Source organism: Anaerostipes caccae L1-92 (genome assembly GCF_014467075.1).
GTDB lineage: Bacteria > Bacillota > Clostridia > Lachnospirales > Lachnospiraceae > Anaerostipes > Anaerostipes caccae.
The window spans coordinates 2,609,049-2,626,554 of record NZ_AP023027.1; the positions used below are offsets into that span (position 1 = coordinate 2,609,049).

Below are 17,506 nucleotides of genomic sequence, written 5' to 3' on the forward strand. Positions count from 1 at the left end.
ATCAATACACAATGAAATTAGGAATCGTAGGACTGCCAAATGTAGGTAAGAGTACTTTGTTTAATTCTCTCACAAAAGCGGGTGCCGAGTCTGCCAACTATCCGTTCTGCACCATCGATCCGAACGTAGGGATCGTTACCGTGCCGGATAAAAGGCTGGATGTGCTGTCTGAGATGTATCACTCAAAAAAAGTCATTCCCGCAGTTATCGAGTTTGTAGACATCGCAGGTCTCGTCAAGGGAGCATCCAAAGGGGAGGGGCTTGGCAACCAATTTCTGGCCAATATCCGTGAGGTCGATGCCATTGTCCATGTAGTCCGCTGCTTTGAAGATGAAAATATCGTCCATGTAGACGGTTCAGTCAGCCCGCTTCGCGATATCGAAACCATCAATTTTGAGCTGATTTTTTCCGACATCGAAGTTCTTGACAGAAGGATCGCCAAGTCAAAAAAAGGTTCCCGAAATGACAAGTCCCTCGCCCGGGAGGTAGAACTTCTGGAACGGGTAAAAGCCCATCTTGAGGACGGGAAGCTGGCCAAGACATTCGTAACCGATGACGAAGAAGAACAGGAAATCCTGGATTCCTGCAATCTCTTAACGATCAAGCCTGTGATTTTTGCCGCCAATGTCTGTGAGGATGATCTCATGGATGATGCCGCATCCAACGAGTTTGTAAATGAAGTGAGAACTTATGCAAAAGATGTAGACGCCGGTGTTTTCGTGATCTGTGCCCAGATTGAACAGGAAATCGCAGAACTGGATGATGAAGAGCGAAAAGAATTTTTAGAGGATCTGGGTCTTAGTGAGTCAGGCCTTGACAAACTGATCTCTGCCAGCTATTCACTGCTTGGCCTGATCAGTTATCTGACATCAGGGGAAGACGAGACGAGGGCCTGGACGATCACAGAAGGAACGAAGGCGCCTCAGGCGGCCGGAAAGATCCATACGGATTTCGAGCGGGGCTTCATCCGTGCCGAAGTAGTTTCCTATGATGACCTTGTTGAAAACGGAAGCATCGCAGCAGCCAGAGAAAAAGGGCTGGTGAGACAGGAAGGAAAAGAATACGTCGTACAGGATGGAGACGTGATCGTGTTTAAGTTTAATGTGTGACATTTTGACCTGTTTTCCGGCTTGCTGTCTCAGAGATGTAAGATTTTCTAACTTTCAGCAAAGTCTCTCCGGCAGCCCGTTCGGAACTCGCTAACGCTCAAACAGCCTCACTGTGCTTCGCACACCGCCTCCGAGCCTTTTCTGAAAGAAGAAAAACTAACATCTCTTCGAATGCAAGGCCTCCAAACCGGTCAAAATGGACATAATATTTACTGGATGGTTCCATTTGCTTTTTACAGAGAAACCGCCGTGGTTCACATTTGTGAACCGCGGCGGTTTCTTGGTATATGTAAATAATCTTCTCTCACTTAGTTAATGATGCGCACTGCTTTGCACGGTGTCCGGTATCCCATACTGGATACTTTGATGCCTCCCCTTGGATATGGGGCGGAATTGCTCGCGTGGACGACCTGACCGTTTCCGATGTACATGGTCACATGGTTGATCCGGCCTCCCCGTTTATAGAACAGCAGATCCCCCGGTCTGACGCTGCTGATGGAGATGGTGCGTCCATCGTTTGCCTGGGAATAGGATGTTCTGCTGATGTTGTAGCCAAAATGTCCAAGCACCTGCTGAGTAAATCCGGAACAGTCCGTGCCGTTTGTCAGGCTGTTTCCGCCGTAGCGGTACTTATTCCCCACAAACTTCAGGGCATAGTTCACGACCTGCTGACGGGTAGTTCCTGAGGAACTGTCTCCGCTCTCCTGAGAAGAGGAATTCTGTCTTTCGCTCTGGGTTGTTCTTTCTGTACTCGTGGTACTCTTTGCCGGCTTTTGTTTTTTCACCGTTGACTTTGCACTGGTATAGTAATACCCAAGACTGACGTAATCTTTTGCCAGATAGCCTTTGTCTCCGTCTGCCTTCACATTGATCCACTCTGCGGATTCTCCGAGAACTTTGTAGCTGTCATCTCTGGAGACCAGGGTCAAAACTTTTGCTTTGGTAGACTGTTTCTGTCTGACTTTCAGTGTGTCCACTTTCACGACGGCTTGTTTCGGAAAATTATGTTTCTTAGCGTAACTGTGGATATCACTTCCCCAGATCAGATACTCGTTCTTCACATAACCGGTCACTTTTCCGGAACGGATCCTGCTCCATTCTTTTCCCTTTTTCAATACCGTGCCGATGTTTCCTTTTTTGAACTTTCCGACCACAGGGCTGGAAATGCTCTTTTTCTTTCTGATGTTCAGTACGGAGCGTACATTGGGTGCTGCTTTTCCTCTGTAAAAAGAAGCGGAAAACTCAGGCTCTTTTGTCTGTTTCTGCACCGCGGCCGCGGCCGGCTGTTTTGCTGTCACTTTTGGTTTTGCGGAAGTCGCTGCCGCCTGCTTTTTAACTTCTGTAATATGCTGCGTCTTTGTCGTCTTCTTCACTGCTGCTGCAGCCGAAGGTGTTTTTACTTTCTTCTTTGGTGCTGAACTGTCTGACTCTGTGTACTGTTCCATAGCTGCCGCAGATCCCGCAAGACCGGTCTGGTACTGATCGCCTTTGGCGTCTGCGAATGTGGAAACTCCGAGAATGAATGCCAGTGACAGTCCGGCTGCCATCGTTCCCTTTGCTATCTTATGCTTCATATCCCTCTGTGTCTCCCTCTCCTTCCTGCGTATTGTGAACTTATTACAACATTATTAAAATTAACTTAACACATTCTGTGTAAAATGTCAATGAATCGTCATATTTTGACAAAACTCTATGTCAGGAACATTAAAAGGACCATGCCGGCAAAGGCATGGTCCTGCAAAATACAGTTATATATTTTTAATCCGTTCAATGGCTTTCACCGTATTCTCATAATTTCCGAAAGCCGTGAGCCGGAAATAGCCTTCCCCGCTCGGTCCGAAACCTGATCCCGGTGTTCCCACAACATTTGCGTGTTCCAGCAGATGATCAAAGAAATCCCAGGAGGACATTCCATCCGGAGTCTTCAGCCAGATATAAGGAGCGTTGACTCCTCCTGACACAGTATATCCCGCATCTTTCAGACCCTCATAGATCACCCTGGCATTGTTCATGTAGTAGCCCACCTGCTCTTTAAGCTGTGCTTTCCCGGCTTCAGAATAGACAGCCGCTCCCGCTTTCTGCACAATATACGGTGCGCCGTTATACTTTGTACCGTGGCGCCTTGCCCATAAGTCGTGAAGTTTTACATCACCGCATGTAAGATCTTTCGGCACTACAGCATATCCCAATCGTACTCCGGTAAATCCTGCATTTTTAGAAAAACTCTTTAACTCAATGGCACAGGTTCTTGCGCCTTCACATTCGTAGATGGTATGTGCCACATCATCCTCTGAGATATATGCCTCATATGCAGCATCATAAATAATAACTGCCCCATTTTTATTTGCATAGTCTACCCATCCCTGAAGCTGATCCTTTGTAATCGTAGATCCCGTCGGATTGTTCGGGAAACAGAGATAAATGATGTCCGGAACCTCTTTCGGAAATTCCGGTGCAAAATTATTCTCCGCCGTACACGGCATATAGATTACATCGCTCCATGTCTCGGATTTCGGATCATAGGTTCCTGTCCGTCCGGCCATGACGTTGGTGTCCACATAAACCGGATACACCGGATCACAGACCGCAATCTTATTATCCTGTGCAAAGATCTCCTGGATATTTCCCGAATCACACTTTGCTCCGTCACTGACAAAGATCTCATCCGCCTCAATCTGCGCACCCCGTGATCTGTAATCACCGTCCACAATAGCGTTTCTTAAAAATTCATATCCGAGGTCCGGTGCATAACCGTGAAAGGTCTCCGCTGCGGCCATCTCATCCACAGCGCCGTGAAGCGCCTCGATGATTGACGGAGCCAGCGGCTGTGTCACATCCCCAATTCCCAGACGGATCAGATCTTTTTCCGGGTTGGCTTCCTGATATGCATTGACCTTTTTGGCAATGGTTGAAAATAAATAACTTCCTGGTAATTTCAAATAATTTTCGTTGATCTTAAACATGATGTCCTCCTAATAATTTACTGTGAAAGTCCGTTTAGTATCTATATGAATCCCGGATCATCTTTGCCATTTCAATCAGTCCCACACCGCTGTTCATACTGCGGCGCTGAATATACTCGTGGGCTTCCTGTTCTGAGATCCGGTTGTTTTTCATCAGCAGTTTCTTCGTTTCTTCGATTATTTCCAGCTCTTCTCTCGTGCGCTGTCTCGGCCTTTGCTGTTTTTTCTTCTGGGCATTGTTCAGAGCGTCCGACATTTCCCGTACTTTTTCCATCAGAAGCGGAGGCTTTAAAGGCATCGGCAGATACTCCATCCCCCGGATATCCAAAAATTCCAGACTCGCCTGTGGAGCTAAAACAATCATCCTGAATCCGTCAGGGAGATATTCTCTCAGTTCACTGCAGACCATGTCCGCAAACTTGTATCCGCAGACGATCAGCCCGTCTTCCAGGCTTTCCGCCCGCTGCATGATCTGGGAGCCTGTGACACAGGCAGCCGTCACTTCAAATCCGTTTCTCACAAGCAGATTTCGGATACTCCTTGTCTGCTCCTGTTTCGGGAAAAGAACAAAAATATGAACCAAGCTTCCCACCTCCCCGTATGAATGACGCCTGCCTTCTGCCGGTTAAATCTTGTACAAATATTCATCTATTTCCCACTGAGAGACAGTTTTCTGATAGGATTCCCATTCTCCCTGTTTTGCATCCAGATACCGGTCAAAAATATGATCTCCGAGAACCTCTTTCATGAATTCACTGTCCTTGAACAAATCCATAGCTTCCTTCATATCCCTTGGAAGAGCCCCGATGCCGGCCTTTAATTTCGCCTTCTCTGTAACTTCGTACTGGTTCTTTGTAGATGCCTTTCCAGGCTGCAGTTTATTTTCAAGACCGTCGATTCCTGCCGCCAGACTCACTGCAAGCGCAAGGTAAGGATTGGCCGCGGAATCCGGGCTTCTGAATTCCAGGCGTGTTCCGCTTCCTCTGGCCGTTGGCACACGGATCAGCGGACTCCTGTTTGCAGGAGACCATGAAATATCCACCGGAGCCTCATATCCCGGCACGATCCGCTTATAGGAATTCACCAATGGGTTTGTGATCAGCGACATCTCCGGCGCATGCTTCATAAGACCCGCCATAAAGTGGTACGCCTCGTCGCTGAGTCCCAGTTCGCCTCTGGAATCCGCAAACATATTCTGTCCTTCGCTCCAAAGCGACATGTTAAGGTGCATTCCGGAACCGTCCACACCGGAGATCGGTTTTGGCATAAAGCTCGCATACAGCCCATGCCGTTTTGCAATATATTTCACGACAAACTTAAATGTAAGAATATTATCTGCAGTGCGCAGTGCATTGTCGTATTTAAAATCTATCTCATGCTGAGCCGGTGCCACCTCGTGGTGGGAGGCTTCGATCTCAAATCCCATATTTTCCAGATTCAGGATCATATCTCTTCTGGCCGCTTCTCCAAGATCCAGAGGCGCCACATCAAAATAGCCGGCTTTCTCGTGGGTCAGCGTCGTAGGACATCCTTCCTCGTCCGTGTGAAATAAAAAGAATTCACACTCAGGCCCTACGTTAAAATTATATCCGAGTTTCTTGCTCTTCCTGAGCACTTTCTTCAGGATATAGCGGGAATCCCCGATGAATGGAAGCCCGTCCTGTCCGTACACGTCACAGACCAGCCTCGCGACTTTTCCGCTCTGGGAATGCCATGGAAATATGAGAAAACTGTCCAGATCAGGGTACAGATACATGTCGGATTCTTCTATCCGCACAAAACCGTCCACGGAAGATCCGTCAAACATACACTTATTATCCAATGCTTTTTCCAGCTGTCTTGCGGTGATCGCCACATTTTTCAGCGTCCCGAACACATCGGAAAACTGCAGCCTGATAAACTGTACGTCATTTTCCCTGACCAGATCTATGACGTCCTGCTTAGTATATCGGTCCATATCATCACTCCTCTTTTCTTTTTTATTCGGCTTTAAATTACAGCCGGCGGTTAACATAATTTTATCAAGTTACATTTTTATTGTCAATCAGAGCAGAGGGAACACCGCCCTCCTGAAATAGAACTTTCCGATGAAAGAAAAAAGGGACACCTTTAATAGACTTAAAGGTACCCCGTTGTACGTTTAAATTTGTGCAATGTCCACAACTGATAAATTGTCTCTGCTTCCTGATTCCAGGCTGGTGAGCAGTGCATCTGCCGTATCCAGGCTGGTCAGACAAGTCACACCGGTTTCGATCGCATACCTGCGGATCAGGAATCCGTCCCTGCTGCGCCCTACTCCCTGAGAAGGTGTGTCAATGATCAAATCTATTTTATCATCTAAAATCAAATCAAGCAAGTTCGGAGATTCTTCTTCCAGCTTGTTGATCGGATGGGCAGGCACGCCGTTTTCATTCAGCACTCTGCACGTGCTCCTCGTGGAGAAAATTTCATATCCGAGATCCACGAATCTTCTTCCGATATCCACCGCATCGATTTTATCTGAATCCTTCACCGTGAGAATCATCTTCTTGTACTTCGGAAGGTTAATGCCCGCTCCGAGAAATGCCTTGTACAATGCCTCATTGTAGTTTTTGGAAACTCCCAGACACTCTCCGGTGGATTTCATTTCCGGCCCTAAGCTGACTTCTGCGCCCCTCAGTTTTTCAAAGGAGAATACCGGTTTTTTAATCGCATAATATTCAGACTCTTCCTGGAGTCCCGGCTTATATTCCAGATTCCTGATCTTGGCTCCGGCGATCACTTTAGCCGCCAGATCTACGATCGGAATTCCGGTTACCTTGCTGATATAAGGAACGGTACGGCTGGAACGAGGATTTACCTCGATGACATAAACCTCCTCGTCACAGACAATAAACTGGATATTGATGAGTCCAATGACGTTCAGTGATTTTGCCAGCTTCCTTGTATACTCTGCGATTACCCGTTTCACCTTTTCGCTCAGGTTAATGGACGGGTAAACAGAAATACTGTCACCGGAGTGGATTCCGGCGCGCTCGATGTGCTCCATGATACCAGGGATAATAATTTCTTCCCCGTCACATACGGCATCCACTTCCACTTCTCTTCCGACCAGATATTTGTCGATCAGGATCGGATGCTCCTGTGTCTGGCGGTTGATGATCTCAATAAAGGATACAATATCTTCATCGGAAACAGCAATCTGCATTCCCTGTCCGCCGAGAACATAAGACGGCCTTACCAGAACCGGATACCCCAGTTCATGTGCTGCGGAAAGCGCCTCCTCACATGTAAATACGGTCGTTCCTTTCGGTCTTGGAATACAGCACTCTTCCAGAATCTCATCGAACAGTTCTCTGTCTTCCGCCGCGTCTACATTTTCTGCGCTTGTTCCGAGGATCGGAACTCCCATCTCCATCAGAGCCTGCGTCAGTTTAATCGCAGTCTGTCCTCCGAACTGTACCACGGCTCCGTCCGGTTTTTCCAGATCCACGATGCTCTCCACATCCTCAGCAGTCAAAGGTTCAAAATAGAGCTTATCCGCCACGTCAAAGTCTGTGGAAACCGTCTCCGGGTTGTTATTGACGATGATGGTCTCATACCCTGCGTCTCTTAATGCCCATACGCTGTGGACAGAGCAGTAATCAAACTCGATTCCCTGTCCGATCCGGATCGGTCCGGAGCCCAGTACCATGACCTTTTTCTTCTTACTCAGTTCTTCTACTTCATTTTCACTTCCGAAGATGGAGTAATAGTAAGGAGTACTCGCCTCAAATTCTGCTGCACATGTATCGACCATCTTATAAGCCGCATGAATACCGAATTGGTTTCTCAGTTCCTTGATCTCTTTTGCAGTTTTTCCTGTCAGCTTTCCGATCACAGAATCAGGGAATTCTAAGCGCTTAGCCTCTGCCAGCAGTTCTTTCTCCAATTCTCCTGCTTCTTTCAGTTTCTTTTCCATCTCTACCAAAACAGCAATCTTGTCCAAGAACCAGCGGTCGATCTTCGTGATGTTGAAAATCGTGTCGTAGTCAAATCCTCTGCGGATCGCCTCTGCGATCACATAGATTCTCAAGTCGTCGATCTTCTCTAATTCCTTTGTCAGTTCTTCGTCTGACATTTCCCCATAATTACCGAAGATCAGGCTGTCCACGTTCTGTTCCAGGGAACGGATGGCCTTCATCAGTGCACCTTCAAAATTATTGCAGATGCTCATGACTTCCCCGGTTGCTTTCATCTGAGTGGTCAGTGTCCTCTTTGCATGAATAAACTTGTCAAACGGAAGACGCGGCATTTTTACCACACAGTAATCCAGCATCGGCTCAAAACTTGCATAAGTCTTTCCTGTGATGGCATTTGGAATCTCATCCAGATTATATCCGATGGCGATCTTTGCCGTCACCTTTGCGATCGGATATCCTGTAGCCTTGGATGCCAGCGCAGAAGAACGGCTGACACGAGGGTTTACCTCGATGACACAATATTCAAAACTGTCCGGATTCAGAGCAAACTGTACGTTGCATCCGCCGTTTACTTTCAGTTCTGTGATAATGTTTAATGCAGAAGTACGAAGCATCTGGTATTCTTTGTCCCCTAATGTCTGGGAAGGAGCTACTACGATGCTGTCTCCGGTATGAACGCCGACCGGGTCAATGTTTTCCATATTACATACGGTGATGCAGGTTCCGTTGGCATCGCGCATCACTTCATATTCGACTTCTTTCCATCCGCCGATGTAACGCTCTACCAGAACTTCTCCGACACGGCTCAGCCTGAGACCATTTTCCAGGATCACTTCTAATTCTTCTCTGTCATGGGCGATTCCTCCGCCGCTTCCCCCTAACGTATAGGCCGGACGGCAGACGACCGGGTACCCAATCTCCTCGGCAAACTCAGCACCCGCAGGAATGTCTGTGACAACTTTTCCTGCCGCGATAGGCTCACCGATCTTTTCCATCGTATCTTTAAATTCCTGGCGGTCCTCAGCCTTTCTGATCGTAGTGGAGGAGGTACCGATCAGGCGCACTCCGCTTTTTTCAAGGAAGCCGTTTTCCTCCAGCTCCATCGCCAGATTCAGTGCAGCCTGTCCTCCCAATGTCGGGAGAATACTGTCCGGTTTTTCCTTTTCTACGATTTTTTCTACAACTTCCGCAGTCAGCGGTTCAATGTAAACTTTATCTGCGATATCCTTATCGGTCATGATGGTAGCCGGATTAGAGTTCACCAAGACAACTTCGATTCCCTCTTCCTGAAGGGCGCGGCAGGCCTGGGTTCCTGCATAGTCAAACTCTGCTGCCTGTCCGATGACGATCGGTCCGGACCCGATGACTAATACTTTCTTAATACTTTCAATCCTAGGCATTTTTTGCTCCTTTCATCATTTCAATAAATTCATCAAACAAGTAAGCGGTATCTACCGGTCCCGGACTGGCCTCCGGATGGAACTGCACGGTACGGACATTTTTCCCCTTATACCGGAGTCCTTCAATACTCTTGTCATTGACATTGATAAATGAGATTTCTGCCAGATTCTTTGGTACGCTCTCTTTTTTGATCACATATCCATGGTTCTGAGAAGAAATGTAGACACGGCCGGTAGCCAGATCTTTTACCGGATGATTTCCGCCCCGGTGCCCGAAGCGCATCTTCCTCGTATCCGCTCCGTTTGCCAGAGCCATCAGCTGATGTCCCAGACAGATCGCGAAGATCGGCACATCGCTGTCATATAATTTTTTTATTTCTTTTATAATGGACACACATTCTTTCGGATCTCCAGGCCCATTGGATAACATGATCCCGTCCGGCTGATCCCCAAGGATTTCCTCTGCCGTTGTAAACGCCGGATAAACGGTCACATCACAGCCTCTTTTGTTGAGAGAATTTGCAATGTTGCTCTTTGTGCCCAGATCTAACAGGGCAACTTTCAGTCCGTCTCCCGGAAAATGTTCTTTTTCTGTTCTTGATACGGTCTTGACTGCATCTTTTACCTGATACCCTTTTAATTTTGGAAGAATCTCATCCAGATCATAGTCCGGATTAGTTGTGATCATGCCTCCCATACAGCCTTCTTCTCTCAAAATCTTCGTGATCGCTCTCGTATCCACTCCCTGGATTCCTGGAATATCGTTGGCGATCAGATAACTTTCCAAATCCTGCTCACTTCTGAAATTACTTGCGGTTCTTGATAACTCTCTTACAATAAAAGCTGAATGCCATGGCTTTACGGATTCTGCATCCTCAAGACATACGCCGTAGTTCCCAATCAGCGGATATGTCATGACGACACCCTGTCCCTGATAGGACGGGTCCGTAAGCACCTCCAGGTAGCCTGTCATCGATGTATTGAATACAACTTCGCAGATAACTTCTTTCCTGGCGCCGAAACTTTTTCCTTTAAACACTTGCCCATCTTCCAAAATCAAAAATGCGTCCATGAATCTGTTTCCTCCTTAAAAATGTGCATAAAAAAAATATATCCAAAAATAAAAATCACGAATCCAAGCATTGATGCGCAGACGCAGTTCAATGCAATATGTGGTATTATTTTAGATATATCTCTCTACAAATTGTAAAAATTCTATCACAAATAAAAACCTTTTGCAAGGGTTTTTGACAATTATTTTTCGTTTTTCGAAAAAACACACCCGCAAAAACTTTGCCGGTACAAGTCAAACTTTTGTGATAATTCCACAGAACGTTTATAACCGTTTTTCTTTTTAAAATCGGACGGCAGAAACCTTACCTGATACTGCGCCTCTAATTCCTGACCGATTTCATTGAGCCACTGGGCATTTTTCAGCGGGCTGATGGTAAGTGTCGTGGTAAAATAGTCACTCCCCAATTCTCCTGCCTTTTTCGCCGCCTCGGAAAGTCTCAGCCGATAGCACCGAAGACATCTCTTCCCGCCCTCCGGCTCTTTTTCATATCCTCTGACTGCCTGATAAAACTCTTCCGGACGAAACTCTTCCTTTATAAAAGATACCTTATCCGGAAATTCCATCTCCGAGATCAGACGCTTCTGCTCCTCGGCCCTTTTCTCGTATTCTTCTTCGGAGTCGATGTTAGGGTTATAATAATACACTGTGATTTGAAAATACTTCGAGAGATATTCCAAAACATAACTGCTGCACGGGGCACAGCAGCTGTGCAGCAAAAGAGAAGGCCTCTTTCCCTGAAGCCCTTCTATGATACCATCCAGCTTTTTTTGATAATTTTCTTTCATCATTTTCACTCCTGTGTATTATTATACACGAAACCAGCAGGATTTCTACTTTAGTTTTCCGTAATACATATGACTGAATATGCCCTCTTTCTGTATCAGCTCATGATATTTACCCTCCTGCACGATTTCCCCTCTATTCATGACTATGATCTTATCACAGTTTTTTAAAGTAGTGAGTCTGTGCGCTATTGATATTATCGTCATATTATTTTCTTTTTTCAGTCTTTCAATTTCATTCTGAATAAACCTTTCAGAAGTGTTATCCAGAGCAGAAGTCGCCTCATCTAAAATCAAAACGCTTGGTTTTCTCAAAAAAATTCTTGCGACTGCAATTCTCTGTTTCTGTCCCCCTGATAAATTGCTTCCTCCTTCAGATATTAAAGTATTCATTTTATCGGGCAGGCTGTTTATAAAATCATAAAGATTTGCCTTTATGACGGCCTCATCAACTTCCTCTTGACTCACTTCTCTGTCCAGGCCATAGCAGATATTCTCATAGATCGTTCCTGCAATTAAAAACGGGCTTTGCGGAACTAAAGCTATAATCTGCGACATTTCTTTTCTTGATAGTGAAGTAATATTTGCACCGTCAATAAAGATATCTCCTTCACATTTTTCCAGTTTGCATATGGCTTTTATCAAAGATGATTTCCCACAGCCGCTTGGCCCTGCGATCCCCAAAAAGGTTCCTTTTTCAACGGAGATATTTAATTCTTTTAAAATAGTATTCTTCTGATCATAAGAAAAATTCAGGCCATGAATATCTATTATATGACTGCTTCTGTTTTTATTTTCGCAACTTTCACAAACTGTGGAATAAGAAAAGTCATGGGGTATATCCGTCATTCTAAAAAAGTCTTCTGCTAACACAATACTTTCTGATAATTCATCTAAGATTCTGTGCAGTTCTTCCAATGGCTTAATCAGCTGTGAAAAACAGAGATAGGAAGTCAGAACCGCTCCAACACTGATTATGCCCTGCGTTGCAAGATATGCTGAGACTCCTATCATTAAGACCGTAAAAAACACTTCATTGAAGAATTTCAGGCTGTCATATTTCGCCATTTGTATGTGATGATTCATTTCTTTGTTTCTTAAAAACTCGGATTTATTGTCAAATCTCTTTTCTTCTAATACAATGCTGTCCGTCATTCTTATGACTTCAATGCCGTTTAATAACTCGACGATCGCTCCGTCCATAGCTGATTTTGTTTCTAATAATTCGATGCGTATCCCCCTTTGGGTGCTGATCTGCCGAAATACGATCGCCGTTCCAATCGGAATAACTAAAAGCATCGGCAAAGCCAGAAAGACAGGCAGCGTAGTAAATATAACAACGATCGCCGCAATGCTGTTAAAAATTGCAGGAGCAAAATCCATAAAAATGAGTTTTTCAAGTTTAATGGTTCCCTCCAGACATCGATTTAATCTTCCATGAATATTTCCCGTCATATTTTCCTTAAAATACAATAACGGAGCTTTCAGAAGCGATGTAATCACGATTCCCCTTGCCTTTTTTTCTGTTTTAGTTGCCGTATCTTCAACCATGATTCTGCGCAGTATCTTCATAAGTTCATTTATAACATTGACAGCCAAAATAAGAAACAGCAGCGGTATCACTTTTAAAAAATTAATTTGATTTTGTATCAGCATATCGTCTGTCAGCCATCCGATTGCTTTAGGAGTAATCTGTGATAAGACAGCAGACACAATCATAATCAATATAATTAATACAAAGTTTCTTTTCTGTTTTCCGTCCAATAAATTGTAAATTTTCTTTAGAACTAATTTTAATCCTTTTTTACTTTCCACAGTCTCACTCTCCCCAGAAAATAACAAATTCTCTTCCTTCCGTTTTCCCCTCTCTGTATTTCATTAAAATCATTTAAAACAAAATTGTCAAGCCCCTCTCTTTTTGAGGAACTTGACAATTTTGCGTGCCAGATACGATTTGACTCAGTCAAAAGATTTTCTTACACCTGCGTTCTTTATTTAAATTTAACTGCTGTGCCATAAGCCATAATCTCGGCAGCACCAGCCATGACTTCCGCCGATGCATAGCGGACACATACAACTGCTTCTGCCCCTAATGCTTCTGCTTCCTCTACCATACGTTTTGTGGCAAGAGCCCTGGCCTCGTTCATCATCTCTGTATAGGCCTTTAACTCACCGCCAACCAAATGCTTAAAGCCCTGGGTAATATCTCTTCCCACATTTTTGGTCTGAATAGTATTGCCTTTGACCATTCCTAATGCTTCAAAATCTTTTCCTGGTATTGTTTCAGTAGTTACTAAGATCATCTTCCTCACCACTCCTTACTTCCTTAATGCGTTCAACGAGTACATAGACGGAGACACCTGCCAGGCAAAGCGGGATCATACCGATTAGCAGACGGAGACCGACAGATAATGGAATGAGCACAAAAATCATTCCGAAGTAACCTAATAAAAATGCGATTGTGATAACCGTCACAATGATCGGGGCAATCAGCTTTTTTTGCATGAATAATGCGCCTCCTTTTTTGTATTAATGATATAATACAATAATATAATAAAGTTTGTGAAAAGTCAATTAGAAATTTCCATTTCAGCATGTCTCTTTAACCAAACAAAATATTTAATTATCTCCCTGGATATCATCATATATTCTTTTTGACTAACTTCATTGATTATGTAGGTAAATGCATTGTCCGCCTCTTTGGGAATTGAAAAGACAAATGAAATCCATTTCATTGATTGCTCAAATATTTTCTGTTCTATTGAAGACGTCCCTTTTCCTTTTAAAAAAGCAAAAGTAATGATAAATCCATTATCTCTCATAAGAACTGGAAGTTTTCTGCAGATGGTTCTTAACTGCTCTCTTTTGCTTTTTATACTTCCCTGTACTTTTGGATTTCCAAGATCTTTTGATTCTTCAATATATTCTATGAGGTAGTTGATTACATGATAGGAATCCAATGCCCTACGACGATTTAGATCTACAAAGTGATTTTCCATTCTTTACTTCCTCCCTTTTCATTTCACTGATTGTCACACTTCCTTTTCCAGTATTAAGATTTCTTCCAATTTGATATACTTTACCTTCTTTTTCATTCGTTTCAATTAATCTAGAAATTTGAGGAAGCACAGGTGCTTTTACTGGTCTGACAAGATCCTTGAATTCACAAATAAATCCATACAAAATACTTCCTTCCGGCAAATATTCTTCTGTAAACAGTGCCTGGTTTTCGAGTCTGTTGTGAGTAATAATCTCTGTATGATATCTAGTAAAATATCTAAAATCTTTATCAGATACGATTCCAATATGTTTGATCACTGTTTGGGAAAGTCCAAGCTTTCTTAAAAGATCCTTTATCACATTATCTTTATAGTTAACAGCCTGTAATTTATATCCTCCAATCCATTCTGTATCATCGTGATGAGACCACTGACATATCACACCATCTACAACCCGCCTTTTCAGTCCCTTCAATTCTTGGTAAACATTATCACATTCATATTCGTTCCATGAAATTTCTAAAAAGAATTGTTCTAAACAGTTTACACTTGTTAAAAGCCTGTAAATCCCATGTGACGATTGAACGGAAAAAAACAGCAGCCTTAAATCTGAAAAAGAAAGTTTTGCCTGCTCCGGTGATTTATTTTGAATTGTTTTTTTTAGCTTACCATCCATTTTATAGAGCAGACTTCCTTTGAACGTCCCTGCATCTATTTTAGGGAAATCATCACTTCTTTGGATATTGCAGTCCGATCTAAAATCTCCTTCGCCTGACCCTGCACAAACTGGCGTATTTGCTATACACCAAACTGCATTTGCTCTGTTTTTAATGCTCATAATATTCGCCCCCTTTTTCTCACAGTGCATCTTTGAACAAATCCTTTAAATCCTCATTAAGAGTATCCAAATGAAAAACTTCCAATCCGGCCCGGCGTGCAGATGAATATGCCTTTATTATATTTTCATATCCATCAGACTTTACATCTTCTACTGCCTCACGCTTGCTCAGCGGTGTTATCAATATAGGTTTTCCATATACACCGCCTAACGCATAAGCTGTATGCTCCCGTGACTTTGCGTTTTCTGCTGACATAAACCCAGATTTACATTCAAAGACAACTGTTTGTCCTGATCTCAGCAATAAGACAAGATCCAATTCACAAAACTTTTCTTTCTCATTCCAATCATGTTTGCATACTTTTACACTATGAGATAAACTCTGAAAAAAATCTGTATCTTGCTTTGACATTTCTTTTACTGCATTCCAAATCACTGCTGCCGCCATATATTCCAGAAAATATCCGAAAAGATAATTGCTTCTATTATCTAACGAATCTTTTATTTTCTCAATATCACCAACAGTTACTTTCTTCTCACAATTTATGCAGTCTAGCAATTCAAAAAAATCCTTTGAATTATCATCATTATTATTCCACTTATTTGACTCGATTAACTTTTTCCGTACTTCTTCATTTACTTCATATAGTTTGGAATAAAAATTAGAATAAGCCTTCAGCAGATTTAAAAAATCTTCTTTGTTTTTTCCTTCGTTAATAAATACAGCATCACTGATATCCGTTTCGTATCCTGCCAGACGAAACAGGTTGTGTAAATCTATTGTATCGCTTCTATAACTATTGTTTACAGCTCCAAATTTCCACTCATTTCTATCATAATAGCCAACAGTAATCTTCTGGGTATTGCCCTCCAAGTACATGACTGTATGGTTTGAACTTGTATCGGCATTATCCTCTATATATTTCATTGCGGTAAATAATATATTTCTCTGTCCTCCCGTGACATTCCAAATAAAGTTTTTATTTTTTCTGGCACCAATACACTTTTCAATTTCTCTAATATAATTTTCACACTTAAATCTTCTAGGTAATTTTATATCATCAGAGTCAATCCATGGCATTCCCTCATATTTGTCGTTATAAACTGTAGAAAAATTTTCGTCCCACATCCTATTTGAAAATCGTTTATTTTCCCCGTCTTCATAAGTCAAATTTATAATTTCTAAAGATTTACTTTCCCGATTTTTTAAATTTTCTAATGGCAGATAATTTACAATTTGATTTAGTGTAGAACACATGACATATATATCGCATTTTTCCTGAGCTTGTCTCCATCTTTTTTCAAAATCAGTCATAGACAGCCTCCTCATTTGCCAGTATAAAACTGCCAAACCCTCGATGCTTTTGAACAATTACATCCGACAGTATCTCTGATAATAAATTTTTATTTTGTTCATTCGTGTTAGATTTAAAATGGCTGCTTTTTAACAGATATAAACTTCCTTCTGGGATGACTTTTTTCAATTCTTTGGGCTTATTCTTTGCCATATCCCATCCTCCGGCTGTCTCTGGTTTTCCTATAATCTTTGACAAGACCGAAATTCCTTTTTCTTTTAATACACTCTCCAGACTTTTCTCATTCTTCATAATAAACGGTGTGGTAAAGATTAATTTTAAGTTTTCACTGCTGCTTTTCTTTTTGTTATATTCTCTAATATCTTTATGATACTCGTCCAATGACCCCAAAAATAATTCCAGCCTGGCCATCCTGGCCTCTCCCCCTAATAAAATATTTGCTCTAAATCCCTTTGATATTTCATCATGTATCTCTGCCTCGATAAGAAAGCAAGTATTCTTATATGTATAATCTTTCATTGTTGTAAAATATAGATGTTCTTTTTTTGCTATCTTCTTATTATCTTCCAATTCTATTCCTGTCTTTTGATATTCACCTGCAAACTCTTGTTGATTTTTTAAATAAATTTCTTCTTTTTCAGATATATCATAGCAAGTCATAAATTCATATAAACTGATATATTTTCCCGAAGCTGGTTTGACTTTTTCTTGAAGCTGTGGATTCGTATAAAGCAATCCCTTTTGAAAATTACTTTCCCGAATATCACCATCCTCATTTACTATAAGATCTCTTGGAGCAGGAAGATAAATTTCATTCTCCATCTCTAAGTATATCTGTCTGATTTTTAAATTCTCTTTTAAAACATCTTCCAGTAGTGTCGTATTTCTTTCTATAAGAGTTTTATGAACCTCATTCAAATACCCATTTTCCATCAAACTCGTACATATTGCCCCATAAAAAACAGAGGGATATGGAAAAAATCTGCTTTCCACATAATTAGATGTTTTTTTATCCAATAAAGTCCCATCCCGAAACATAACTGTATCCCACGGTTCTATTTTTAATGTAATGATCCCCATCCC

The 17,506-nt window shown here is 42.6% G+C and carries 15 protein-coding genes; 1 reads left to right on the plus strand and 14 read right to left on the minus strand.

The genetic code is table 11. The annotated features are described in order from the left end of the window. Positions 1-11: 11 nt before the first annotated feature. A complete protein-coding gene (ychF, locus tag ANCC_RS12745) occupies positions 12-1,109 on the plus strand; it encodes a redox-regulated ATPase YchF (RefSeq protein WP_009290900.1) in 1,098 nt (365 codons plus the stop codon). A gap of 308 nt (positions 1,110-1,417) precedes the next feature. Here the strand turns inward: ychF and ANCC_RS12750 are convergent, their stop codons facing one another. From ANCC_RS12750 to cmr3, 14 genes are all read right to left on the minus strand, one after another. Next, positions 1,418-2,683, minus strand: coding sequence for a C40 family peptidase (locus tag ANCC_RS12750; RefSeq protein WP_006565529.1), 1,266 nt, complete (start codon positions 2,681-2,683; stop codon positions 1,418-1,420). 174 nt (positions 2,684-2,857) lie between these two features. Next, on the minus strand, positions 2,858-4,072 hold the full coding sequence (locus ANCC_RS12755; protein WP_006565530.1) for an LL-diaminopimelate aminotransferase: 1,215 nt from the start codon (positions 4,070-4,072) through the stop codon (positions 2,858-2,860). A 34-nt stretch (positions 4,073-4,106) separates the two neighbouring features. Continuing rightward, the gene (locus ANCC_RS12760; protein WP_006565531.1) at positions 4,107-4,664 is read right to left on the minus strand and encodes an ANTAR domain-containing response regulator; all 558 of its coding nucleotides are present in this window, start codon (positions 4,662-4,664) and stop codon (positions 4,107-4,109) included. A gap of 33 nt (positions 4,665-4,697) precedes the next feature. Then, positions 4,698-6,029 (minus strand): type I glutamate--ammonia ligase, encoded by a 1,332-nt coding sequence (gene glnA, locus ANCC_RS12765; protein ID WP_039946102.1) that lies wholly within the window; start codon positions 6,027-6,029, stop codon positions 4,698-4,700. Between the two features lie 183 nt (positions 6,030-6,212). Beyond that, complete coding sequence (gene carB / locus ANCC_RS12770; RefSeq protein WP_006565533.1) at positions 6,213-9,413, minus strand: carbamoyl-phosphate synthase large subunit; 3,201 nt, start codon at positions 9,411-9,413, stop codon at positions 6,213-6,215. Continuing rightward, entirely contained in the window at positions 9,406-10,485 is a 1,080-nt protein-coding gene (locus tag ANCC_RS12775; protein ID WP_006565534.1) for a carbamoyl phosphate synthase small subunit, read from the minus strand. Before ANCC_RS12775 ends, carB begins: the two co-directional genes overlap by 8 nt. A 182-nt stretch (positions 10,486-10,667) precedes the next feature. After that, on the minus strand, positions 10,668-11,276 hold the full coding sequence (locus ANCC_RS12780) for an epoxyqueuosine reductase QueH (protein WP_006565535.1): 609 nt from the start codon (positions 11,274-11,276) through the stop codon (positions 10,668-10,670). Positions 11,277-11,318: 42 nt separating this feature from the next. Next, entirely contained in the window at positions 11,319-13,085 is a 1,767-nt protein-coding gene (locus ANCC_RS12785) for an ABC transporter ATP-binding protein (RefSeq protein WP_054335414.1), read from the minus strand. Positions 13,086-13,261: 176 nt separating this feature from the next. Next, positions 13,262-13,573, minus strand: a complete 312-nt coding sequence (locus ANCC_RS12790) for a heavy metal-binding domain-containing protein (protein WP_006565539.1) — start codon at positions 13,571-13,573, stop codon at positions 13,262-13,264. Continuing rightward, entirely contained in the window at positions 13,554-13,775 is a 222-nt protein-coding gene (locus ANCC_RS12795; RefSeq protein WP_006565540.1) for a hypothetical protein, read from the minus strand. The genes ANCC_RS12790 and ANCC_RS12795 overlap by 20 nt, the downstream gene beginning before the upstream one ends. 65 nt (positions 13,776-13,840) lie before the next feature. Next, positions 13,841-14,269 (minus strand): type III-B CRISPR module-associated protein Cmr5, encoded by a 429-nt coding sequence (cmr5, locus tag ANCC_RS12800; RefSeq protein WP_006565541.1) that lies wholly within the window; start codon positions 14,267-14,269, stop codon positions 13,841-13,843. Then, complete coding sequence (locus ANCC_RS12805; protein ID WP_156340272.1) at positions 14,235-15,107, minus strand: CRISPR-associated protein; 873 nt, start codon at positions 15,105-15,107, stop codon at positions 14,235-14,237. The genes cmr5 and ANCC_RS12805 overlap by 35 nt, the downstream gene beginning before the upstream one ends. 19 nt (positions 15,108-15,126) lie before the next feature. After that, complete coding sequence (locus ANCC_RS12810; RefSeq protein ID WP_006565543.1) at positions 15,127-16,422, minus strand: hypothetical protein; 1,296 nt, start codon at positions 16,420-16,422, stop codon at positions 15,127-15,129. Next, complete coding sequence (cmr3, locus tag ANCC_RS12815; RefSeq protein WP_039946105.1) at positions 16,415-17,503, minus strand: type III-B CRISPR module-associated protein Cmr3; 1,089 nt, start codon at positions 17,501-17,503, stop codon at positions 16,415-16,417. The genes ANCC_RS12810 and cmr3 overlap by 8 nt, the downstream gene beginning before the upstream one ends. Positions 17,504-17,506: the final 3 nt, after the last annotated feature.